At 37.5% G+C, this 21,523-nt stretch carries 26 protein-coding genes, 1 tRNA gene and 1 other RNA gene; 13 read left to right on the top strand and 15 right to left on the bottom strand.

Features of this window, described 5'->3' with window-relative positions; genetic code table 11:
* The first annotated feature begins 3 nt into the window (after positions 1–3).
* Genes hisB through mrdA form a run of 8 tightly spaced genes read left to right on the top strand, consistent with a single transcriptional unit; the run spans position 4 to position 5,366 of the window.
* On the top strand, positions 4–576 hold the full coding sequence (gene hisB, locus PHY84_RS01490; RefSeq protein ID WP_299856982.1) for an imidazoleglycerol-phosphate dehydratase HisB: 573 nt from the start codon (positions 4–6) through the stop codon (positions 574–576).
* Positions 573–1,067 (top strand): HAD-IIIA family hydrolase, encoded by a 495-nt coding sequence (locus tag PHY84_RS01485; RefSeq protein ID WP_299856980.1) that lies wholly within the window; start codon positions 573–575, stop codon positions 1,065–1,067. The genes hisB and PHY84_RS01485 overlap by 4 nt, the downstream gene beginning before the upstream one ends.
* A gap of 4 nt (positions 1,068–1,071) precedes the next feature.
* Positions 1,072–1,593, top strand: coding sequence for an LPS export ABC transporter periplasmic protein LptC (gene lptC, locus PHY84_RS01480; protein ID WP_299856978.1), 522 nt, complete (start codon positions 1,072–1,074; stop codon positions 1,591–1,593).
* A complete protein-coding gene (gene lptA, locus PHY84_RS01475; protein ID WP_299856976.1) occupies positions 1,590–2,087 on the top strand; it encodes a lipopolysaccharide transport periplasmic protein LptA in 498 nt (165 codons plus the stop codon). Before lptC ends, lptA begins: the two co-directional genes overlap by 4 nt.
* Positions 2,080–2,697: a ribosome biogenesis GTP-binding protein YihA/YsxC gene (yihA, locus tag PHY84_RS01470; RefSeq protein WP_299856974.1), complete on the top strand. Its 618-nt coding sequence runs from the start codon at positions 2,080–2,082 to the stop codon at positions 2,695–2,697. Before lptA ends, yihA begins: the two co-directional genes overlap by 8 nt.
* The gene (locus PHY84_RS01465) at positions 2,687–3,148 is read left to right on the top strand and encodes an N-acetyltransferase (RefSeq protein ID WP_299856972.1); all 462 of its coding nucleotides are present in this window, start codon (positions 2,687–2,689) and stop codon (positions 3,146–3,148) included. The genes yihA and PHY84_RS01465 overlap by 11 nt, the downstream gene beginning before the upstream one ends.
* Positions 3,115–3,567 (top strand): hypothetical protein, encoded by a 453-nt coding sequence (locus PHY84_RS01460; protein WP_299856970.1) that lies wholly within the window; start codon positions 3,115–3,117, stop codon positions 3,565–3,567. Before PHY84_RS01465 ends, PHY84_RS01460 begins: the two co-directional genes overlap by 34 nt.
* The gene (gene mrdA, locus PHY84_RS01455) at positions 3,564–5,366 is read left to right on the top strand and encodes a penicillin-binding protein 2 (RefSeq protein ID WP_299856968.1); all 1,803 of its coding nucleotides are present in this window, start codon (positions 3,564–3,566) and stop codon (positions 5,364–5,366) included. Before PHY84_RS01460 ends, mrdA begins: the two co-directional genes overlap by 4 nt.
* Before the next feature lies 1 nt (position 5,367).
* Here mrdA and ybeY read toward each other — a convergent pair whose 3' ends face one another.
* Positions 5,368–5,787, bottom strand: coding sequence for an rRNA maturation RNase YbeY (gene ybeY / locus PHY84_RS01450; protein WP_299856966.1), 420 nt, complete (start codon positions 5,785–5,787; stop codon positions 5,368–5,370).
* Between the two features lie 101 nt (positions 5,788–5,888).
* On the opposite strand from ybeY, the gene queC reads away from it, so the two are divergent.
* Both queC and PHY84_RS01440 read left to right on the top strand, forming a co-directional pair.
* The gene (queC, locus tag PHY84_RS01445; RefSeq protein WP_299856964.1) at positions 5,889–6,563 is read left to right on the top strand and encodes a 7-cyano-7-deazaguanine synthase QueC; all 675 of its coding nucleotides are present in this window, start codon (positions 5,889–5,891) and stop codon (positions 6,561–6,563) included.
* Positions 6,550–7,221, top strand: a complete 672-nt coding sequence (locus PHY84_RS01440) for a SprT family zinc-dependent metalloprotease (protein WP_299856961.1) — start codon at positions 6,550–6,552, stop codon at positions 7,219–7,221. The genes queC and PHY84_RS01440 overlap by 14 nt, the downstream gene beginning before the upstream one ends.
* On the opposite strand, the gene dctP is transcribed toward PHY84_RS01440, so the two are convergent.
* From dctP to mobB, 6 genes are read right to left on the bottom strand one after another with little or no spacing between them, the layout of a single operon-like run.
* Positions 7,222–8,355: a TRAP transporter substrate-binding protein DctP gene (dctP, locus tag PHY84_RS01435; RefSeq protein WP_299856959.1), complete on the bottom strand. Its 1,134-nt coding sequence runs from the start codon at positions 8,353–8,355 to the stop codon at positions 7,222–7,224. It abuts the gene before it with no gap.
* Positions 8,356–8,367: 12 nt separating this feature from the next.
* Positions 8,368–9,363, bottom strand: coding sequence for a hypothetical protein (locus PHY84_RS01430; RefSeq protein ID WP_299856957.1), 996 nt, complete (start codon positions 9,361–9,363; stop codon positions 8,368–8,370).
* Positions 9,360–11,294, bottom strand: coding sequence for a methionine--tRNA ligase (metG, locus tag PHY84_RS01425; RefSeq protein WP_299856955.1), 1,935 nt, complete (start codon positions 11,292–11,294; stop codon positions 9,360–9,362). Before metG ends, PHY84_RS01430 begins: the two co-directional genes overlap by 4 nt.
* Before the next feature lie 12 nt (positions 11,295–11,306).
* Positions 11,307–11,513, bottom strand: a complete 207-nt coding sequence (locus PHY84_RS01420) for a hypothetical protein (protein ID WP_299856953.1) — start codon at positions 11,511–11,513, stop codon at positions 11,307–11,309.
* Positions 11,500–12,339: a class 1 fructose-bisphosphatase gene (locus PHY84_RS01415; RefSeq protein ID WP_299856952.1), complete on the bottom strand. Its 840-nt coding sequence runs from the start codon at positions 12,337–12,339 to the stop codon at positions 11,500–11,502. The genes PHY84_RS01420 and PHY84_RS01415 overlap by 14 nt, the downstream gene beginning before the upstream one ends.
* Positions 12,340–12,341: 2 nt before the next feature.
* Positions 12,342–12,845 (bottom strand): molybdopterin-guanine dinucleotide biosynthesis protein B, encoded by a 504-nt coding sequence (mobB, locus tag PHY84_RS01410; RefSeq protein WP_299856949.1) that lies wholly within the window; start codon positions 12,843–12,845, stop codon positions 12,342–12,344.
* A 141-nt stretch (positions 12,846–12,986) separates the two neighbouring features.
* On the opposite strand from mobB, the gene PHY84_RS01405 reads away from it, so the two are divergent.
* Positions 12,987–13,475 carry a hypothetical protein gene (locus PHY84_RS01405; RefSeq protein ID WP_299856947.1) on the top strand — a complete coding sequence of 163 codons (489 nt, stop codon included), beginning with the start codon at positions 12,987–12,989 and terminating at the stop codon, positions 13,473–13,475.
* 1 nt (position 13,476) lies between these two features.
* Here the strand turns inward: PHY84_RS01405 and PHY84_RS01400 are convergent, their stop codons facing one another.
* Both PHY84_RS01400 and gltX read right to left on the bottom strand, forming a co-directional pair.
* Entirely contained in the window at positions 13,477–13,761 is a 285-nt protein-coding gene (locus PHY84_RS01400) for a YggT family protein (protein ID WP_299856945.1), read from the bottom strand.
* On the bottom strand, positions 13,758–15,026 hold the full coding sequence (gene gltX / locus PHY84_RS01395; RefSeq protein WP_299856943.1) for a glutamate--tRNA ligase: 1,269 nt from the start codon (positions 15,024–15,026) through the stop codon (positions 13,758–13,760). Before gltX ends, PHY84_RS01400 begins: the two co-directional genes overlap by 4 nt.
* Positions 15,027–15,185: 159 nt before the next feature.
* On the opposite strand from gltX, the gene PHY84_RS01390 reads away from it, so the two are divergent.
* Positions 15,186–17,447 (top strand): glutamine--tRNA ligase/YqeY domain fusion protein, encoded by a 2,262-nt coding sequence (locus tag PHY84_RS01390; RefSeq protein ID WP_299856941.1) that lies wholly within the window; start codon positions 15,186–15,188, stop codon positions 17,445–17,447.
* A gap of 148 nt (positions 17,448–17,595) precedes the next feature.
* Here PHY84_RS01390 and PHY84_RS01385 read toward each other — a convergent pair.
* The 4 genes from PHY84_RS01385 to rnpB all read right to left on the bottom strand — a co-directional run bounded on the left by PHY84_RS01385 (position 17,596) and on the right by rnpB (position 19,152).
* A tRNA-Glu gene (locus PHY84_RS01385) sits at positions 17,596–17,670 on the bottom strand.
* A gap of 77 nt (positions 17,671–17,747) precedes the next feature.
* A complete protein-coding gene (locus tag PHY84_RS01380) occupies positions 17,748–18,293 on the bottom strand; it encodes a response regulator (protein WP_299856939.1) in 546 nt (181 codons plus the stop codon).
* A gap of 89 nt (positions 18,294–18,382) precedes the next feature.
* Positions 18,383–18,592 (bottom strand): hypothetical protein, encoded by a 210-nt coding sequence (locus tag PHY84_RS01375; RefSeq protein WP_299856937.1) that lies wholly within the window; start codon positions 18,590–18,592, stop codon positions 18,383–18,385.
* Positions 18,593–18,791: 199 nt separating this feature from the next.
* An RNA gene (gene rnpB / locus PHY84_RS01370) (RNase P RNA component class A) lies at positions 18,792–19,152 on the bottom strand.
* Between the two features lie 206 nt (positions 19,153–19,358).
* Here rnpB and PHY84_RS01365 point away from each other — a divergent pair.
* Positions 19,359–19,976 carry a TetR/AcrR family transcriptional regulator gene (locus PHY84_RS01365; RefSeq protein ID WP_299856935.1) on the top strand — a complete coding sequence of 206 codons (618 nt, stop codon included), beginning with the start codon at positions 19,359–19,361 and terminating at the stop codon, positions 19,974–19,976.
* A gap of 120 nt (positions 19,977–20,096) precedes the next feature.
* Here PHY84_RS01365 and PHY84_RS01360 read toward each other — a convergent pair whose 3' ends face one another.
* Both PHY84_RS01360 and PHY84_RS01355 read right to left on the bottom strand, forming a co-directional pair.
* Positions 20,097–20,654, bottom strand: coding sequence for a 2-oxoacid:acceptor oxidoreductase family protein (locus tag PHY84_RS01360; protein ID WP_299856933.1), 558 nt, complete (start codon positions 20,652–20,654; stop codon positions 20,097–20,099).
* A gap of 11 nt (positions 20,655–20,665) precedes the next feature.
* Positions 20,666–21,523 (bottom strand): 2-oxoglutarate ferredoxin oxidoreductase subunit beta, encoded by an 858-nt coding sequence (locus tag PHY84_RS01355; protein WP_299856931.1) that lies wholly within the window; start codon positions 21,521–21,523, stop codon positions 20,666–20,668.

The raw sequence follows: 21,523 nt of genomic DNA, 5'->3' as shown, positions 1-21,523 counted from the left end.
AAAATGATTAGTAAAAGCAGAAAAACAAAAGAGACGGATATCACTATTTCCTTGGAAGTCAACGGAGTGCAAAAAAGCAAGATAGATACAGGCGTTGGCTTTTTAGACCATATGCTTGATAGTTTTTCAAGACACTCTTTGATTGATTTAGAGATTTCATGTAATGGCGATACGCACATAGATGATCACCACAGTGTTGAGGATATCGGAATAGTTCTTGGCTCACTCCTGGCAGAAGCCATCTACCCGGTAAACAAGATGGAGCGTTTTGGGAGTGCAAATATCGTCATGGATGAAGCGTGTGTAAGCTGTGATTTGGACTTAAGCAACCGTCCTTATCTCGTTTTTGAAGTAGATATTGCAGGAAAAGTCGGAAATTTTGATACAGAACTTGTTGAAGAGTTTTTTAAAGCCCTTGTACTCAATGCAAGAGTAAGTGCGCATATAGTGCTTCAAAGGGGAAAAAACAAGCACCATATCATCGAAGCTGCCTTTAAAGCTTTTGCGGTAGCACTTCGCCGTGCAATGCAGAAAAATGAGAGAGCTGGCATTCCTAGCACGAAAGATATGCTTTGATTAAGTTGCTTATTTTGGATGTTGACGGTTGCCTTACAGATGGAAAAATCATCTACGCTTCCGATGGAAGCGAGATAAAAAATTTTAATGTAAAAGATGGTCTTGCTATTAGCTCATGGATAAAAATGGGCTATCAAGCCGCAATCATAACCGGAAGAAACTCTGAAATTGTTACGAAAAGAGCAAAAGAGCTTGGAATTTCTTATCTTTTTCAAGGTGTCAAAGACAAAGAGAGTTTGCTAAAAGAACTACTTGAGAAACTTAGCTTAAAACATTATGAAGTAGGAGCCATAGGAGATGATCTCAATGACTATAAAATGTTGCGCAGCGTAGGCAGAAGCTTTACTCCAAAAGATGGTGTAAAAGAGATTAGAGAGATTGTTGATACCGTGCTTACATCCAATGGCGGTGAAGGCGCTGTACGAGAGATGATAGACATCCTCATAGATGAGGGTGATTTAAGAGAACAATTTATGGCTCTTTGGTTATAATCGCATGAATATAAACTATTTTTTTCTTGCTGTTTCTTTTTTACTGTTGACCATACTTTTTGCCTTTAAGCCGTTAGAGATAAAAGAGCAGCCTTCCGGAGATGTACCTCTTTTTAGTATTACGTCTTTTGTTATGTATGAGCTGGATATCAAAGGTCTTATCACAACCATGAATGGAACAACAGCGACACGCTACAAAGACAGATACAAGGTTGAAGAGATAGACTATACAGACAGTTCCAAAGAGTATATCGCAAATATGAAATCAAAAAGCGGTGTCTATAAAGATGATGTCGTATATCTGGATGGCAATATAGTTTACAAACGCGAAGATGGCTTGACGTTTGAAACACAAAAAGCAACTTATAACAAAAAAACAACTCTTGCCATAGCAGATGGGGAGTACCTTCTTTATAGAGGAGAAAATAGGGTTATAGGAAAAGGATTGCATTATAACAGCTCACAAGAAACCGTTAGCTCCAAAGATGTAACAGCAAAATATCAGATAGAAGAGAGAAAAAAATGAAACAAAAGATTTTTTTAACCATTTGTTTAACAACGGCACTATTCGCGCAAGAGCTTCAAGTAAAAGCAAAGCTATTTAATGCAGACCAGAAAAAAGGGGTTTCTATTTTTGAAGGTGATGTTAACATCATCAAAGGAAGCGATGAACTTAATGCTTCAAAGGTTACTATTCATACAAACGCAAACCAAGAGCCGACACAATTTATAGCAGAGGGCAATGCCTCATTTAAAATTAAAACTTTAGAGGGTGCTCTTTATACCGGAAAGGCACAAAAAGTTATCTATCTTCCTCAAAAAAAAGAGTATCACTTTTTTCAAAATGTACATTTAAAACAGTTAAATGAGAAAAAAGAGATTATCGGTGATGAAGTTGTCTTAAAAACTATAGAAGGCAAAGCATACGCAAAAGGTGCGCAACAAGAACCTGTGATTATGATTTTTAACATGCCTGAAGATAAAAAAGAAAAAGAGCCGAAGAAAGAGCAAAATGATTGAGATTGTTGATGCAAAATTTCTTATATCTGCTGCCAATGTAGCAGGTGCGCCAAACTCACAAGAGCAAAATGAAGTTGTTTTCATGGCACGCTCTAACGTGGGCAAAAGCTCGCTGCTTAATGCACTCACAAACCATAAAGGCTTGGCGAAAGTCTCTTCTACTCCTGGAAAAACAAGGCTTATCAACTATTTTGATGTAACATTTATCGATAGAGAAAATACAAAAAAACGTTTTGCAAAATTTGTCGATTTACCCGGCTTTGGATATGCAAAAGTTGCCAAATCTCTTCAATACGACTGGGAAAAAAATCTCACTGACTATATAGTTTCAAGAGAGCAAATTAAGATATTTGTTCATCTGGTTGATGCAAGACACCCATTTTTAGAGATTGACAAATCTGTAGGCGATTTTTTACTTCAACATGCACAACCATCGCAGCATATTGTTCAAATTTTTACTAAAATTGACAAATTAAACCAAAAAGAGCAAAATGAACTCAAAAAGGCATTTCCAGACGCACTTATGGTCTCAAGCTCCAAAAAGAGAGGCATAGGAAAGATTGTGACATTATTACACTCCATTTTAGAGGAACCTTGTGATGAACATTGAGTTGACAAAAGCAAAGCTATCGGATATTGCCGAGATGCAAAAACTAGTTATCCCTGAAGTTGAGGCGGGAGTTATTTTGGCAAGAAGCTCTGATGAGATAGCGACAAATATCAGATCTTATATTTTAGCAAAAGAGAATGGAGAAATAGTCGGTTTTTGCGCACTTCATATCCATACACCTTCCCTTGCAGAAATCAGATCTCTTGTTGTAAAAGAGGGGAAAAGAGGCATGGGAATAGGGCAGCAGCTTATAGCAAAAGCGGTAGAAGATGCAAAAGCACTCGGTCTTCAAAAACTCTTAAGCCTTACATACAAGCAATCCTTTTTTGAAAAACTTGGATTTGTGGAAATTCCAAAAGAGTCACTGCCTGAGCACAAAATTTGGGCAGATTGTATTAAATGTAAACATTTTCCCGTATGCAACGAAGTCTCTCTTATAAAAACCCTCTAACACCATACTTTTATGGTGTTTTATTTCTTTTTTACACAGCATTGAGCGGTATCTATCTTTTTTTGCCGCCACTTTTGGCAATACTCTATTTTTATTTTTCCAAAGCACTCAAAAAAGAGGATTCCGGAGTTCTTTTTTTAGTTATTTTTTGTCTTTTGCTTTTTGAAGCCGCAAATGGATATGTACTCTTTAGCACAGTTATTTACTTTTTTTTGCTCCATAAATATGTTGTTCCAAAAATCACACAAAGCTTCAATTGCGCCGCATGCATAAGATTTATTGTTGTTCTTTTGGTATATCTTGGCTTTTTCCTTTTCTACTCTCTTTTGTCAAATATCTTTATGTTTCCGACACCAAGCATAAGCTACTATGTGATTTACTATATTGCAATTGAATTTTTGATTATGAGTGTTTTATGAAAATCAAATTTATACTTTTTATGTTCGCTCTTACGTGGTTAGCACTGCTTGTAAGGGTTTTTTTACTCTCCGTAGAATCAAACAGCTACTACGAGAAACTTTCCTACAACAACACTATTAAAATCGAGCAGATTGCGCCTGTAAGAGGAGAAATTGTCGATATCAACAACAGACCTCTTGCTATCAATGAACTTGGGTTTAAGATACAGCTCGCCCCGCATCTGACACTCAAAAAAAACCTTGATATTTTTGAATCGGAACTTGCCACACTTCTCTCCTTGCTGCCTCACTTAGATAAAGAGAAAATTATCAAAGAGTACAAAAAAAACGACTCATACTACAACCACAACTTTATCGATATTGTTGAGTTTGTCTCATACGAGCAAATTATGCCTGTTTACTCTATCTTAAGTTTAAGAGAAAATATAAACATTGTCTCTTCTCCAAAAAGGTACTATCCATACAATGAAACTGCCGCTCATATCGTTGGCTATGTAGGACGTGCAAATAAAGATGATGTTCAAGACAATCCGTTGATTGAACTTATCGGCTATAGCGGAAAATCAGGAATAGAGCGATATTACAACGAATATCTGCAAGGTTTAGCAGGAAAAAGAGAGATAAAAGTAAATGCAAATAACCAAGAAGTAGAAGAGCTATCAAGCCAAATGCCGGTAGAAGACAGGAAACTAACGCTCAATATTGATATAGAACTTCAAAAGTATATCGCTACACTTTTTGAAAACAGAGCCGGAGCAGTTGTCGTTATGGAAGTCAATGGTGCTGTTTTATCGGCGAGCAGTTTTCCGGAGTATGATTTAAATACATTTGTAACAGGCATAAGCAGCGAAATTTGGGACAAGCTCTCTAACAGTTTGGATAAACCTTTTACAAACAAGTTGGTCCATGGACTCTATCCGCCGGGTTCTGTTATAAAAACAGGCTTAGGTCTGCTATATATCACCTCACCGGAAGTTGGTCCAAATTTCAGTGATTTTTGCACAGGTTCTATACCTATTGGCTCAAGGGTATTTCGATGTTGGAAAAAAGATGGACATGGAAGCACGGATATAAAAAAGGCAATTCGGGAGAGTTGTGATGACTACTTTTACAAAGGAAGCCTTAAACTTGGTATAGACAAAATGAGCGATGGACTTGTGCGTTATGGACTTGGAAAAAAAACAGGCGTAGATTTACCAAATGAGTTTATAGGAACTGTTCCCTCACGCGAGTGGAAAAGAAAAAAATTCAACAAAAACTGGTACATAGGAGAGACGGTCAACACATCTATAGGTCAAGGCGATTTTTTGACAACCCCAGTGCAGGTTGCACAGTTTACCGCTCTGATGGCAACAGGAAAACTTCCCCGTCCCTATTTTGCAAATATGCTTGGAGAGAAGGTCATAGAACCGGAGATTCAAGAAGTGCTTGGTGAAGATGAACTAAAAAGATTGCCGACTATCCAAAAAGCAATGTATGAAGTATGCAATGTAGCGGGTGGAACAGGGACAAATTATCTAAAAACAAAAGTAAAAATTGCAGGAAAAACGGGCACGGCACAAGTAGTAGGTATCTTACAAGATATCAAGCAAAGAGAACTGGAGCATGAAATGGAGTACTACACGCGTTCTCACGCATGGTTTGCAACCTATGGACCTTATGAAAATCCTCAGTATGTAGTAGTTGTTATGGTAGAACACGGCGGACACGGCGGAGCAGCTACGGGAAGTATCGTTTCAAGTATTTATGATAAACTCTTAGAACTTGGATATATAAAAACGGACGAGAAGGAGAAGTAGCTTATCCTTCGTTTCTGATAATCAGACTCTGCGGCAAGTCAAACTTTTGAATCAGCTTTGCCTCTTCTTGGCGCATCTCTCCATCGTCAACTTCATGGTCATAGCCCAGCAGGTGGAGAATACCATGTATAAAAAGAAGCGTAAACTCATCATTTTTTGTATGTCCAAACTCTTTTGCTTTTTCTTCAATATGTTCTGAACATATCACTATGCTGCCAAGAGGACTCATAGGCATCTCTTCGTATGGAAAACTTAAAACATCGGTAGCTTTGTCAATGCCGCGATGCTCTTTATTTATCTCTTGCATCTCTTTGGCATCAGTAATAACAAGCTCTATCTCTTTTTTTGTAAGCGAGTTGGCAATCGCTTCAACTATATTTGTGTCAAGTTGCAGTGTGGTTCTGTTATCATATTCAATCATGGGCATGATTGTATCAAATTATTACCACACCAGCAAATAAACTTAACTTAAGTTTATTTGCTGGTGTGGTAATAATCATTTGAATATGTTAGAATTACCTTATGAATTTAAAAAATAAAAAAGCAATATGTATTATGAGTGGCGGTATGGATTCTACGCTTGGTGCCTATATGGTCAAAAAAATGGGGTATGAGATTATAGCGCTGCACTTTAACTATGGACAGAGAACTCAAGAAAAAGAGCTCTCCTGTTTTCATAAAATCTGCGACAGCATCGGTGCCTCAAACCGATATGTGTTGGATTTGGATTTTTTTGCGCAAATAGGTGCTTCCGCACTTACAGACAAGAGCATAGAAGTTCCTACCGGAGGGGTACAAAAGGGTGTACCCGTAACCTATGTCCCTTTTAGAAACGGTATCTTTTTAAGTATCGCCGGAGCTTTGGCGGAAAAAGAGGGTGCAGAGATTATTGCTATCGGGGTAGTGGAAGAGGACAGCAGTGGTTATCCTGATTGTCGAGAGTCTTTTATCAAAAGTATAGAGCAGAGCATCAACCTTGGTACAAAAGAAGAGACAAAAATTCAAATCTATATGCCTCTTGTACACCTAAAAAAATCACAAATTGTACAGCATGCACTTGGGCTTAATGTTCCGCTTGAAAATACATGGAGTTGCTACAAGGATGAAGAGATGGCGTGCGGCGTTTGTGACAGCTGTCGTCTGCGTCTAAACGGCTTTAAGCTTGCAGGAGTAAAAGACCCTATTGAGTATCAATAAAATCATATTTCATGATTTGCAAATCTTGCATTTACTAAAGCCTGAGCTTAAAAACAGTTATATAAGTGTTAAAAAAAACGGTGAAATAGTTCTTAAAACGCCAAAAGTATCTGATAATTTTATCCAAAAGCTTCTTTTGCAAAGAGAATCTTGGATAAGAAAACAGCTTCAAAAAGTATCTTCCGTGCAAACACTTCATGTGATTTTAGAGGATGAGATTTTGCTTTTCGGAGAAATTTTCAGCATAGATATTGATGAAGCAAAAGAATTAAGAGAATCTTTGCAAAAAGTAAAAATTTCAAACAAACATGGTGTTGAGCTGTGCTATGAGAGATTTTATAAAAATTATGCATTCTCCTACATCACACAAAGAGCTATATATTTTGCTCAAGTGATGCAACTTCGATACAGTGATTTGAAGTTTAAAAAAATGCGCAGCAGATGGGGAAGCTGTAATTCTAAAGGTGTGATTGTCTTTAATACGGAACTTATAAAACTGGATAAAAAACTTATAGATTTTATCGTCGTGCATGAACTTGCTCATCTCAAACACATGAATCACTCCAAAGAGTTTCACGCACTTGTTAGTAGCTATATCCCAGAAGCAAAAACACTCACTCAAAAATTAAAAAGACTTCATACCTACCGATTTGTATGATTATCTTGCATTTAAAAAATATCTCAAACTTGCATCACTCCACTCTTTTGATAAAGCAAGGTGATTTTGTATGGACTTATATACGGTTTCAAAGTCACCGTTTTTTTGATTAAGCTCATCAATCACGTCTTTGAGTGCTTTTTTCCCTGCCTCCACAACATCCTGCGGAAACTGCCGAATCTCGATATTGAGTTCTTTGAGTTTTTTAAGAGCATGGATATTTTCATAGTGAAACTCATAAGTCATGTTAGAGTTCATCTCGTTTGCGGCTACTTCTATCATGCCTTGATGCTCGTAAGAGAGCTTGTTCCAAAACTGTTTGTTAAATGTAACTTCAAGGATGGAACCAGGTTCATGCCATCCTGAGTAGTAAAAAGGTGCAACTTTATAAAACCCCATCTTAATGTCAAGAGCAGGACCGACCCACTCTGTCGCATCGATAACGCCGCGTTCCAAGGAAGTGTAAATCTCTCCGGCAGGCAGCAGTACGGAGTTAACCCCCATTTTGGAAAAAACTTCCCCGCCAAGTCCGGGAATGCGCATCTTAAGTCCGTTCATATCCAAGAGGGATTGTATCTCTTTTCTAAACCATCCGCCCATCTGGATGTTTGTGTTGCCGCCCATAAATGGGTGAAGGTTGTACTTCGCATAGTGTTCTCTCCAGAGTTCAAGTCCACCGCCAAATAGCATCCATGAGTTTATCTCCTCTGCACTAAAACCAAAAGGGATACCGCTATATAGTGAAAATGCGCTGTTTTTTCCTTTCCAGTAGTAAGGTCCGGAGTGGAACGCATCTATTTGACCGCTAGAACATGCATCAAAAACCGCCAAATCCGGCACAAGTGTATTTTTTGGATAGATTTTTATCTCCAAAGAGCCGCCGCTTATATCTTTAACCCTCTGTGCAAACTTCTCTACTCCCGTACCCATAATAGGAAAACTCCCAGGCCAGCTTGTTGCAAGTTTTACGACGCTCTTTTTGTTTTTATTTATATTTACATGCTTTTCGCCGCTCTCTTTAGGTTGTGGATGTTTTGAGTAGTCAATCGCTTTTCTGTTACTCTCATTGCATCCGCCCAGTGCTAAAACCGCAGACGAAGTTGTTGTTGCTACCAAAAAATCTCTTCTGTTCATCTATATACCATCCTAAAAATCCATCGTTAGCTGTCTTTGGCTCGATAGAGGTTTGCTTAAAATCGATTTATCAACACCGACAACAAGAGCAAAGTTAAATCTATTCTCTCTTAAAATAGCAACAATCTCTTTTTCATTTTTATAATTAAAAAAATTTTCCCTACTCTCTACTTTAATATGCTTTGGTAGAATAAAAATAGTATTTGCCCACGAAGCATGGTACTCTAAAAACAAAATCTGTTCATCAACAAGTTCGCTATTTGGCTCAAATATAAGAACTTTGTCACTTGTACCAAAATTCTTAATCTCAAATTTTTTATTGATAAAAACAGGTTCAAAATGATCAATCGGAGTAAACTTTCTAAGTTTATACTCTATATTTAGCGTTTTATAGAGATGTAGAAGTTCTTCAAGATAAGGAATAAAAAAAGGAGAAATAAGCTGCCTTTCATAAAAAACATTATCATAAATAAAAGATGTTTCAAAAAGTGTCTGTTCCATGATTTCGATTGGAAAATAGGGCGGATGCGGCATTTTTTTAACAACTGCAAATATATCCTTATTCACAAGAGCAGGGCAAAAAAGGATAATTGTTCCATCCTGCATCTCTAAAATAGTTTTAAAAATCGACTTTAAATCTCCAAAAATAGGAAAAAAATTTGAAAGGGTAATAACTTGCAGGGAGAGTTTAAAAATAATCTCATTGCACTCATACGCTACAATCTCTTTTTTGATACTTTTAAAACGAATCAGCTTTTTGAGTGCCTCATCAAGACTGTTTGCTTTTATCCAAGCAATTTCATTGTCACTTATTTGTGTTGGTTTGTCAAAAACAACTCCATACGCACCGTTTGCAACCGCCGCTCCAATATCTTCTTGAGTGTATGCAAAAAAAAGATCTCCTCTTTTTACCTTGTGCGCTTCAAAAACAATATTTTCAAAACTGTGCACACACGGTTCATTGATAAGAGATGCTTGCGTAAGCGCTAAAAAATTTTCAAGTCTCATCCAATAGGCGTGCCTGCTTTTTTAGGTCTCTCGGGTCTGATTAAACACAAACCCTCTTCATCCTTTGCAGCAAGAAGCATTCCCTCCGATAACATACCCATAAGTTTTGCAGGTTTTAGGTTCGCAACAACGCAAACATGGGTGTTTATCAGAGATTCAGGAGTATAAAACTCTCTTATCCCCGCTACAACCTGTCTTGGATTCTCTTCACCTAAATCTACTTTGAGCTTTAAAAGTTTGCTGCTTTTTGGGACAATTTCAGCTTCCACTACGATACCCACTTTAAGTGAGGTTTGAAAAAACTGACCGATCTCTATAAGATTATCTTGCTCTTTTGCACACTGGGCAACTGCTTTTGGAGCCTCTTTATGAGCATCTGGATGCGCAAGCGGAGCTTCAGGCATCAAAGGCTCTTCAATGCGAGGAAAAAGAGGAGGGGTCTGTTTGATATTAAATAGTTTTAATAAGTTTTTATTAACAACAAGCTCTTTGTAGCTTGCATTATCTATTTTAAAATTAAGCGTATCGGCGATAATATTTGTCGTCTTTGGCATAATAGGATGAAGCATAATAGAAGCTTTTGCCAGTATATTTGCTACAAGTGCCACGGTAGCCAAAGCCTCATCTTTTTTATCTTCTTTCATTTTAACCCATGGAGCATGCTCTTCTATAGCTTTGTTTCCGATAGAAAAAAGTCTCCATAGCTCTTCAAGATATCTATGCGTTTGCAAATTTTGCATATAAGCATCAAGCGAATCAAGAACAACATTCATCGCATCAATCTCTTTTTTATGATACTTCAACACATCCACACTGTCTATCTCAAAATCTGAGTATTTGCCGCTCATGCCGATGATGCGGTTAAGAAGATTTCCCAAATCATTGCTAAGCTCTGAATTTATTCTATCTATAAAAGCTCTTTGGGAAAAATCGCCGTCTTGCCCGAAAGGAACTTCTCTAAGCATAAAATATCTCAAATTTTCAACACCGTAGGCATCTGAAACCTGTTTTGGAGAGATAACATTACCTTTTGATTTGCTCATCTTCTCTCCATCTCTTGTCCACCAGCCGTGAGCGCCGATATGCTTAGGAAGAGGAAGGTCAAGACTCATCAAAAAAGCAGGCCAGTAGATAGCATGAAAACGAAGTATATCTTTTCCTACAAGCTGCACCGAAGCCGGCCAATAGCGCATATTTGCCTCTGTAGTTCCATAACCCAATGCCGTTACATAGTTGAGAAGCGCATCAAGCCAAACATACATTACATGCTTATCGTCTTTGATAGATTCGGGCATCTTTACACCCCATGTAAAAGATGTTCTTGTAACCGAAAGGTCACGCAAACCGCCTTTTACGAAGTTGATAACCTCATTTGCACGGGAACGGGGCATAATAAAATCAGGATTTGCCTCATAATGTTTCAAAAGCGCATCTTCGTACTTTGAGAGTCTAAAAAAGTAGCTCTCTTCTTTGATGACATTTGTACTTCTACCGCAATCAGGACAAAATTCGCCATCAACCAGCTGAGTTTCGGTAAAAAAAGTCTCGCAGCTTACACAGTAGTGACCCTCATAAAAATCTTTATAAATATCACCCTTTGCGTACATAACTTCAAAAGCTCTTTGCACGCCTTTTTTGTGTGCATCATCTGTTGTGCGAATAAATTTATCGTAGCTTATGCCAAACTCATCCCAAAGATTTTTAAAAGTTGCACTTATCTCATCTGCGAACGCTTGCGTATCTTTGCCATTTTTCTGTGCTGACTCCTCTATTTTTTGCCCATGTTCATCAGTACCAGTTAAAAAGTATGTATCTTCACCTCTTAGCTTCTCATATCTTGCCACACTGTCGGCGATAAAAGTTGTATATGCATGCCCGATATGCGCTTCACCGTTAACATAATAAATAGGGGTCGTTATATATTTACTCATTTTTTTATTTCCTTAAAATTCAAATCCACCGGTATCACCTTTAGACATACTGTTGTAAACCGCTTTGACATAACTACTTCTTAGTTCGCACTCAAAGTAAAGTTCGCAACTACTGCAACTCTTCACCTCTTTTTCTCTCTGACAGTTTTGAAGTTTTTCTATCATCTCATCAAGATGGAGTTCAAACTTGTCAAGTATTTGCGGCTCAGTTGTTTGCATAAACTTCTTTTACTCTTTGCAACTCATAGCGTGAGCCAAAAAAGCATGGTGAAGTGTCATGAATATTGGCATACGCAAGCTCCATTAAATCTTCTCTCCCGTCAATAGCCTCTCCACCGGCTTTTTTAAAGATAAAGGCAAAAGGAAAAACCTCAAAAAGTTTACGCAACTTTCCTTTTGGTTTATCCGATGTAGCAGGGTAACTAAAAAGTCCACCGCCTTTAAGAAGAATCTGATGCAAATCCGGAACCATTCCGCCGGAGTATCTCAGGCGATACCCCTCTGCAAAGAAGCTATCTACCATCTCTTTATGGTAAGATCCCCAGTTTTGCTGTGTTCCGCCGGGAGCATTGAGTTTGCCTTTTTCATTTAAGCGAATCTCTTTGACAAACTCAAACTCTTTGCCTTGAAGCAAATGAAGCTTTACTTTATTGTGTGCAAAAACCATCTCGACACGAGGACCAAAAACCACATAGCACGAAGCAACCATATTTTTTGCGCCAAATGCGTTTTCATAGATTCCGAAGATAGAACCAACACTTAAGTTTACATCAATTAGCGATGAGCCATCAAGCGGATCGTAAGCAATGAAGTATTTGCCCTCTTCATGCAGCATTACCGCATGCTCCTTCTCTTCACTTGCTATGGTGTGGATGGAAGCGACATTTGAAAACTCCTCTTCAATAATCATATCGCACTTGATGTCAAGCTGAAGCTGCGTTTCACCGGAGCTGTTTTCCTGCTGTGAATACCCTATATCTTTCGTATCAATCGCATCTTTTATGCGTATGGCGCTTCTTTGTATAGCACTAAATATATCAGTCATTTTTACACTTCCTTTGCATTTTTAAATATCCACTCTATCACATCTTCACAATTGTTTAGGTTTAAAACGGCAACATTTTTTGGAAAATCGTACCTGCTCATATCTATGCTTCCATCCGTTGCCAATGCATCCATGTATGGAAAATAGTCAGTATCCAAAGAGTCTCTAAAAACACTGATGCGGGGAAGGGGGAGATTTTTAAGCCCCTCTACAAGCAAAATATCAAATTTGTCAAAAAGCCTTATCATTTCATCTAAATCTTTATGTTTTTGAGAGAAGTATGTTGTGCGATTTGGAGAAGTCACGATAACCTCTGCACCCGTATCTGAGAACTTATAGCTGTCTTTGCCTTCAACATCAAAACGAGCCTTGTCTTTTGGGTCATGCTTTATGATAGCAACCTCTTTCTTATGGTCATGGATAAGCTTTCTGGCAATTTTAAGTATAAGTGTCGTTTTACCGCTATTTGAGGGTCCTGTAAATGCAACTGCTAATCTTTTTTTCAATGGTCATACTTTATTAAAATTTTAGCGATTATACAAAATAGTCTTTAAAAGGTTGTTTAATAAGCTATAATTCTCCCATTATTTATACCAAACACGTCCAACTATACATGCTGGATGTTGTTTGGTATTATAGGGATTGAGATGAAAAATATTATTTTATTTTTGACTTTTTTATTGTTTTTTACCGGGTGTTCTCAAAAAAACGCTTTTTTTGCATTTGATATGGATAAAACAAAAGAACTAAGTGCTTCAAGTCTTCAAAGCAGCAAAATAGTCTCACAAAACGGGGATGTAAGAGGAATTTTTTCAGCAATATATCTTAATGAAGTTTATCCGGAAACCTTTAATGAGCATGAGTATTTCTTCATATTTATCTACCTTAAAGAGGCAAAAGAGCTACATAGCGTCGAAGATGGTATAGAGAGCAGTTTAAAACTTACTTTAAACTCCAAATTACCGGTAAAGATAAAAAAATTGCCTAAAGAGAACCAATTTTCGCACCTTATCGATACGACAAATAACTGGAATACCTACTATCTGGTGGCATTTGAAACAGCAGATAAAATAAATCTATCTCTTAGTGATGAAAAATCACTATCTGCTGCGATACTAAAATATAAAAAAGAGTAAATCAGAGTGCTCTTAAGAGAGCGCTTAGTACTACCAAGATAACCTGCAAGCCAATCACTATGATTAGCGGCGCCAAATCCAAACCGTTAAAGTTTGTTCTGACAAATCTCCTTACAAACATATAGGCGGGATTTGTAATTCTGTATAAAAACTGAACTATAGGATTGAACGGGTCTGGATTGACAAAACTAAGCAGTGCAGATATTATAATTACCCATATATAAACATTGATAATTCCTAAAACGATTGAACCTAACCCTTGGATAATTTCAACTAAAATACTCATTTGACAATCTCACCTATATAATTTTTGACACATTGATATATAGCGGCAATATCAGGACCGTGTTCGCTGCCCGTAAGAAGAAGTCTTATGGATTTTAAAAGATTTTCACCTTTTATGCCGGACTCTTGCATGACATGTTTTTCAAACTCTTCATATCTATCGAAGCAGGGTGCCTTTTTGATGATATCGGCAATCACCGCCGATGACTCTCTTAGCTCTTCAGGAATATCTTTTAGCGCAAAAATAGCACCTATCTTGCTTCTAAGCTCTTTGGTTGTGCTTGATTCTTCAAGATAGACTTTTGCAAGCTTTCCTATTTCTTCATCTGCAAAACCGACATAACGTGAGAGCTCTTTGGCATCAAGCATCATTAGATGCTCCCTATTAAGCTGCTTTAGCATATTGATATCAAAGCGGGCAGGGGATTTGGATATATTTTCCAAGCTAAACCACTCTAGGGCTTCTTGCATAGTAAATATATCCTTTGGCGGCTTATTTACTGTTGATATTAAATAATTTACAATCGCAGAAGGGAGATAACCCTCTTCAAGAAGCCACTTTACGCTTGAAGTACCATCTTGCATAAGAGGAAGATGGGCATATTCGATTTTCTTTTGATAACCAAGCAATGTTCGAATCCAATCCTCTTTGGGTGCATCACTTAGGTGCTCTTCATCACAGATGACTAAAGATATGTCGCTTAACATATCATCAATTCCGCAGGCAAAGCTGTAAGTCGGTCTCTTATTCTCGCTCATGATGATGAAACTCTCTACATCTTGAGGTTTCAAAATCATTTCACCATTAATATAGTCTTTTATTATTATGGGTTCTTGTGGCTTTTTTATTCTCACGGTAAATGGATTTTCATTGTCGATGACAAGTTCTGCAGGCAAAGAAGCACATGCATCATCATATTTGTATGCTTCGTTGTTGTTTTTAGCCTCTTCTCTTTTTTTTTCAAGCCACTGAGGTGAACAAAAGCAATTAAACGCCTTGGCTTCATGCAAAAGTTGCAGAGCCATCGCCGCATGAAAACGAAAATTTTGGCTTTGGTGAACAACATGAGAGTACTCAATACCAAAAAGTCCCAAAATACCGAGCATCTCTTCCTCTTTTTGCTCTATATTTCTCTCTTTATCCATATCTTCTATGCGAACGATTAAACCTTCACCTCTCTGCTTTGAGACAATATAGTTCAATATGGCAACTCTTAAATCACCAATATTTATATCGCTAGTCGGGCTAAACGCAAATCTAAGCATTTATATTCCTGTTTAATCTAAATTTTGGAATTTTATCAAGTTTTAGCTAAGGAAGTTCTTTGTTTAAAAAGCGATGAAATCAAAGGAAATTGAGCTATAAGCTCCAATTTGATAAAATGCAACCGACAACAGTTTTAAAATGAAAAGGTTTGACAAATAATGAGTGAACACAAAGATTTTTTACGCACAATAGTTGAAAAAGACCTAAAATCAGGCAAATACAAAAATATTATCACAAGGTTTCCTCCGGAGCCAAACGGCTTCCCTCATATCGGGCATGCCAAATCCATAGCCATAAATTTCGGTATTGCACGCGACTACAACGGGTATTGCAACCTTAGAATGGACGATACAAACCCAACTACCGAAGACACGAGATATGTTGAAGCGCTTAAGGATGCCGTTACTTGGCTTGGGTTTAAGTGGAATGGCGATGTGCGTTATACATCAGACTATTTCGACAAACTTTACGAGTATGCCATAGAGCTTGTCAAGATGGACAAAGCTTATGTTGACAGCTTGGATGAAGAGACGATGCGTGAGTACCGTGGTACTGTTACAGAAGCCGGGCGTCGCAGTGAATATGCAAAGCGCAGTGTTGAAGAGAACCTAGACCTTTTAGAGAGAATGAAAAACGGTGAGTTTAAAGACGGTGAACATGTTCTTCGTGCCAAGATAGATATGTCTGCTGCAAACATGAAGATGCGCGATCCGCTTTTATACCGCATACGACATGCACATCACTACAGAGCAGAGGACAAGTGGGCAATTTATCCTATGTATGACTTTGGTCACTGCCTATCCGACTACATCGAAGGTGTCAGCCACTCTATCTGTACGTTGGAGTTTGAGAACAACCGTGATATCTATGACTGGGTGTTAGAAACACTTGGACTCCAACCACCGCGCCCTTATCAACATGAGTTTGCAAGACTTGGAATCAACTATACCGTTATGAGCAAAAGAAAGCTTCTGGAGTTGGTTAATGAAAAAAAAGTAAGCGGATGGGATGATCCTCGCCTTCCTACTATTGCAGGACTTAGAAGAAGAGGTTATACACCAGAATCCATTTTAAACTTCTGTAATCAAATCGGCATAGCAAAAGCAAACTCCACCGTTGATGTCTCACAGCTTGAGTTTTGTATCAGAGATGATCTAAACACAAAAGTACCTCGTGTTATGTGTGTGCTTAACCCACTAAAGGTAACAATAGCCAACTATGATGGCAGTGAAGAGCTTGACGCCTCATATTATCCTGATGATATACCAAAAGAGGGGTCAAGAAAGATACCTTTTTCCAAAGAGATATATATTGAGCGTGATGACTTTGATGAAAATCCTCCAAAAGGATACTTCCGTCTTACGCCAGAGCAGCCTGTACGTCTCAAAAATGCATATATCATTACATGTAAAGAGGTTAAAAAAGACAAAAACGGCGATATAACAGAGATAATAGCAGAGTACAGCCCAAACTCCAAAAGCGGACAAGACACAAGCGGCATAAAAGTCAAAAGTGCTATCCAATGGGTGGATGCTGCGTCTGCCAAAGAAGTAGAGGTAAGGCTTTATGAGAGACTTTATGCTTGCGAAAACCCGCAAAACATGGAAGATCTCAACCCTGACTCTTTAAAAATCATACAAAATGCGCTTGTCGAACCTGCGGTTGTAACAGATAAGCCTGATGTTAGATTCCAGTTTGAAAGACATGGGTATTTTTACGCCGATTCCATTGACTACACAGACGCAAAACCAGTTTTTAACAAAATCGTAGGTCTTAAAGAGTCTTGGAGCAAAAAAAGCAGCATAGAAAAAAGTAGCACCAAGATAGAAAAAGCAGACGATAAAAGGGTTCAGATTGAGGGTGAAGCTGAAGCCATGAGTGAAGCAGAGCAGATACTGCTTAACAGATATATCAATGAACTTGGACTAAAGGGCATGGTTGCCGAGATTTTAGCCAGAGATGAAAAACTCTCTTCTTTTTATGAAAATACACTCTCACTACACAACTCACCTGTCACTATTGCCAACATTATAGCAAATGAAGTAGCAAGAGAGTTTAAAGAGAAACAATCCGGTGAGCTAAAGTTTACTGCATCCCAGATAGCAGAACTTGTTAAAATGATTGATGATGGCACCATCTCAAATAAAATAGCTAAAGAGGTTTTTGAAGAGATGGCTACAAATGGAGAAAACCCTACGCAGATAGTTCAAGCTAAGGGACTTATCCAGATAAGCGACCCTGCTGTAATTGAGCCTATTATTGATGAGATAATTGCAAAAAATCCGGACAATGTGGAAAAGTTTAGAGCAGGGAACACTAATCTGCTTGGTTTTTTTGTAGGTCAAGTTCTAAAAGCTACAGGCGGCAAAGCAAACCCAAGCGTGGTCAATGGGCTTGTTGCACAGAAGCTAATCAAGTAGAATAGGGGTTCTACGCACTTTTTTTAAAGGTGCGTAGAATGGGTGTTGTGATTTTTAGTTTTACAGAAGTATGGACGGCTGAAATTGCGATACATATTGATGACTTAGGTATATAACGCTTGATTGTCGTATGAAAAGAAGTGAAAGTTGGTGACCCCGAGGAGAATCGAACTCCTGTAACCAGGATGAAAACCTGGGATCCTGACCGCTAGACGACGGGGCCACTCTGTCAGTATTTGTTACTGAGCCGAAATTATACAGATCTATTTCTTAATAATTCCTAAAACTCAGTATTTTTTATTATTCGTAAAAACTGCGAAGCGCTCTGATAATAACAGCATTTTTAGAAATACTCTCTGCCTTTGCATTATCGTTCACTAGTTCATAAATATCTAGTGGAAGAGAGATAGAGAATGTTTTTGTCTCAACTTTTTTCTTTTTAGCAACCATTGCAACAACATTTCCAAGCAACTCTATGATTTTTTTCGTATCAATAGGTTTTTGTATAAAGCTATTTACACCAACTTCTATAGACTCAGATATTTTTTCAATATCATTGCTTGCAGAAATAACAATGATGATTTGAGTAGGGTTAATTTCACGAATTTTACGTGAAAGCTCTATACCATCCATCTCTGCCATTATAATATCAACAAAAACAACATCCGGAGCTGATTTAAGATAAGCTTCTAAAGCTTCTTTACCATTGAAGCATGATTTAACATCAGAAAAGAAATTTTTGAAAGTTGAGCTTAAAAGTTCATTAGCAACTTTTTCATCCTCAACAACCATTGCCGTGAGCTTCTTTGTTTCCTGTGTAAGCTGCACTAAATCTATATTAGACATTTAAGTATCCTTTTTTTATGTGATTTATAATTATACAGACAATTCAGTAACAAATGAAACTGTTTTTGATTGATAGCAACTATAGTTATTTAATTATATTTTTTAAATCTCTCCAACCACTCCAAATCAGGCTCTTTGGCATATTCTTTTTGCTGCAAAAGAGAATCGATAATGCTTATAAGCATATCTTCATCCATAAACTCTAAAATATTTGGATTGATTGATGTTTTATTGACACCATCATAGCTATTGAGCAAATTCTGGATGTCATTGATAAGCTGTTGTTTTCTATCACTCATGATAATTGTCTCTTTGAAATATAATTTTTTACATTGGTTAACATAATGTAAATTCTCTTGAAAATAATTTCTATAAAAGTGCCTATTTCTAGGTTTATCCTCAAGCCTTTCTTTTTGGTAATTTTTTTTGCATATGAGCTATCTTATATTAAATAGTATTTCATTCAAGAAATAAAATTTTGCATTATTTCAACATGGTGTTTTAGGCACAACGTAAGCCGAGTTTTGTATTGATAGCATTAATCTACTTTACTATTTGCATAGTAACTCTAGCGAAACAGTAGCATAAGCAAATAAACAGCATATTATTACCATTTACTTGCTCCCTAAGACGCTGACCATCTGTTTCTTGCTGCCATGTTGGGTTTACAAGCTCTCTATATTGCTATAAAGACTGGTGGTCTCTTACACCGCCCTTTCACCTTTACCGCTAAAGCGGAAGTCTTCTCTCTGTTGCACTTTCCCTCGCATCACTGCGGCCATTCGTTAAATGGAACACCTTCTTAGAGCAGCTCGGACTTTCCTCTTGAAATATTTCAAGTTGCTATCTGTTGTACCTGCGGAAGTTTACAAAAAAATTCCTTTAACTCAAATTGTACTGACGGTGAGCAAGTGTTCGTCTGGTTTTATTCACAAGTGAACAATTGTTCATTATACCTTGTAATCCGATGAACAACTGTTCACTTGATATAAGGTTAAATTAACAACCGTTCATTTATAATTATAAATACATTAACATTTGTTCATACAATAAAAAGGTTGCCACATGCCCGAAAATACGCTAAATAAAAAAACAATAAACACTAAAGATAAGATACTCAAAGCAGCATCTACTCTCTTTTCAGAACATGGTTTTAAAGCTACCAGCGTGCGAAAAATTGCTTCGGAAGTAGGAATTAGGGAGAGCGCGCTATATAATCATTTTCAAAATAAAGAGGAGATTTTTTTATGCGTTGCAAAAGAGATTTTTACAACACCATTCTCTCAAAACAATAGCGATATAAAAGAATCAGCATTGAAGGGAAAACTGTTTTTACAGAAATTTGCGATGCAGTACAAACTTCTTACATTTGACAAAAACAACGAAAATATGTTTAGGCTGCTTATGATAGAGCTTTTTCAAAATAGAGAGCTTAGAGAGCAGTTTATGAGTGAATTTCATAATGAAAATGTAAAAGTTCTCTCCGAAGCATTTTTTATAATGATGCAAAACTCTCTAATTCGCTCAGCAGATCCCATGATGGTTGCTTATGAGTTTTTGTCCACCCTCTTCTACATCAGGCTTCAGATTACGCTTTTGAGATTTGACAGTGGCTCAACCACAAATCTCTCAACTCAATTTGAAAAACATGTGGAGTTTTTTTGGGAAAGCATTAGAGTTTAATATTTTATAATATTATAGATATTATTTAATATCAGCTATTTGCATAAAAAAAGCAGCTCCTCAGAGCTGCTAAAGTTATCTATGCCCTCTTTTTAAGAAGCCGGCACAGATATATAAAGACTACTTACTTGTAGCTTCTTTTGCGTATTTTTCACCAAGGTCATAAGCTTTTTTATTTACATCGTGAACCTTGGCAGGAACTTTTGACAACATCGTCTCTATGAGAACTTCTCTATCGAGAGGTTTCATAATCGTGTTTGCTATAGCAAGAGCAACGACGGACTGAGTAATAACATTGCCGACTTCCTCTTTTGCAATAGTAATAATCGGAATCTCAATAATATTCCACTTCTTTGTATCTTCTTCACTAGGTTTTACAAGGTTAGGGTCAACAACGATAGTTCCGCCCTCTTGAACCCCTTTTTTAAACTGGTCATAACTTACCTGCGCAACAGAGAGCATGAAGTTAATCTCACCGTCATTTGCATACGGATAGTAAATCTCATCATCATCCAAAGTAATATCAACGACGGTCGGTCCGCCGCGAACTTGTGAAGTATATGTAGCAGTTTTTAATCCGTTACCGCCTGTCTTAATCTTTGCCGCTGCAAAAATCTCTCCTGCAAGAAGAACACCTTGTCCACCAACGCCCGTAAATCTCATTAATGTTCTAGCCATTGTGTGTCTCCTTATATTTTTTTCTTAAAGTCATCTTGAGTAATCGTTTTTCTCTTACCCTGATGTACTTTTACAACTTCAGCATACATATCACAATACTCTGCGGCTTCCGTATCTTGTTTTAAGATACCAGTAGGGAGTAGATTCAATTGTTCTTCCGGAGCCAGAGTGTCGTATTTTTTCTTAGAAACCGTGATGCTGTCTATCCAGCTTAAGTTTTCAACCGCAGAGTTCATCTTATTTTTTCTACCAAGGTTAATATGGCAGTTTGATAAAACTTCAAGAAGTGCGAAGCCTTTATGCTCCAGCGCTTTTACCATAGTTTTTTCTAGTTTTTTAGGATCATTTACAGTCTCTCTTGCTACGAATGAAGCTCCGGCAGCGATTGCCAAGTTTGCTACATTGAAAGTAGGGTCGATATTTCCCGCTTGTTGAGAAACAGTCCACATACCCTGCGGGGTCGTAGGGCTTGTTTGAGAGTTTGTCAAACCATAGATAAAGTTGTTAATAATGATAAAAGTTATATCTATATTTCTTCTACATCCGTGGATAGTGTGGTTACCGCCGATTGCAAGTGCATCACCGTCTCCTGCAACACATATAACATGCTTAGTAGGATTTGCAAGTTTGATACCGGTTGCAAATGCTATCGTTCTTCCGTGGGTCGTATGAACTGTGTTGAAATCAACATAAGATGAAAATCTTCCTGAACATCCGATACCTGAAACTACACAAACATCATCTTTATTAATACCAAGGCTGTCAATAGCTCTCACAAAAGCTTTTAGAATTACACCATCACCACAACCCCAACACCATAGTGTCGGCATCTTCTCAAGTCTTAAATAATTTTCATAATTAAATGCCAT

Source organism: Sulfurimonas sp. (genome assembly GCF_028694605.1).
Classification (GTDB): domain Bacteria; phylum Campylobacterota; class Campylobacteria; order Campylobacterales; family Sulfurimonadaceae; genus Sulfurimonas.
The sequence above is the reverse complement of the archived record's forward strand: the minus strand, read 5'-3'. Positions and strand labels throughout refer to the sequence as shown.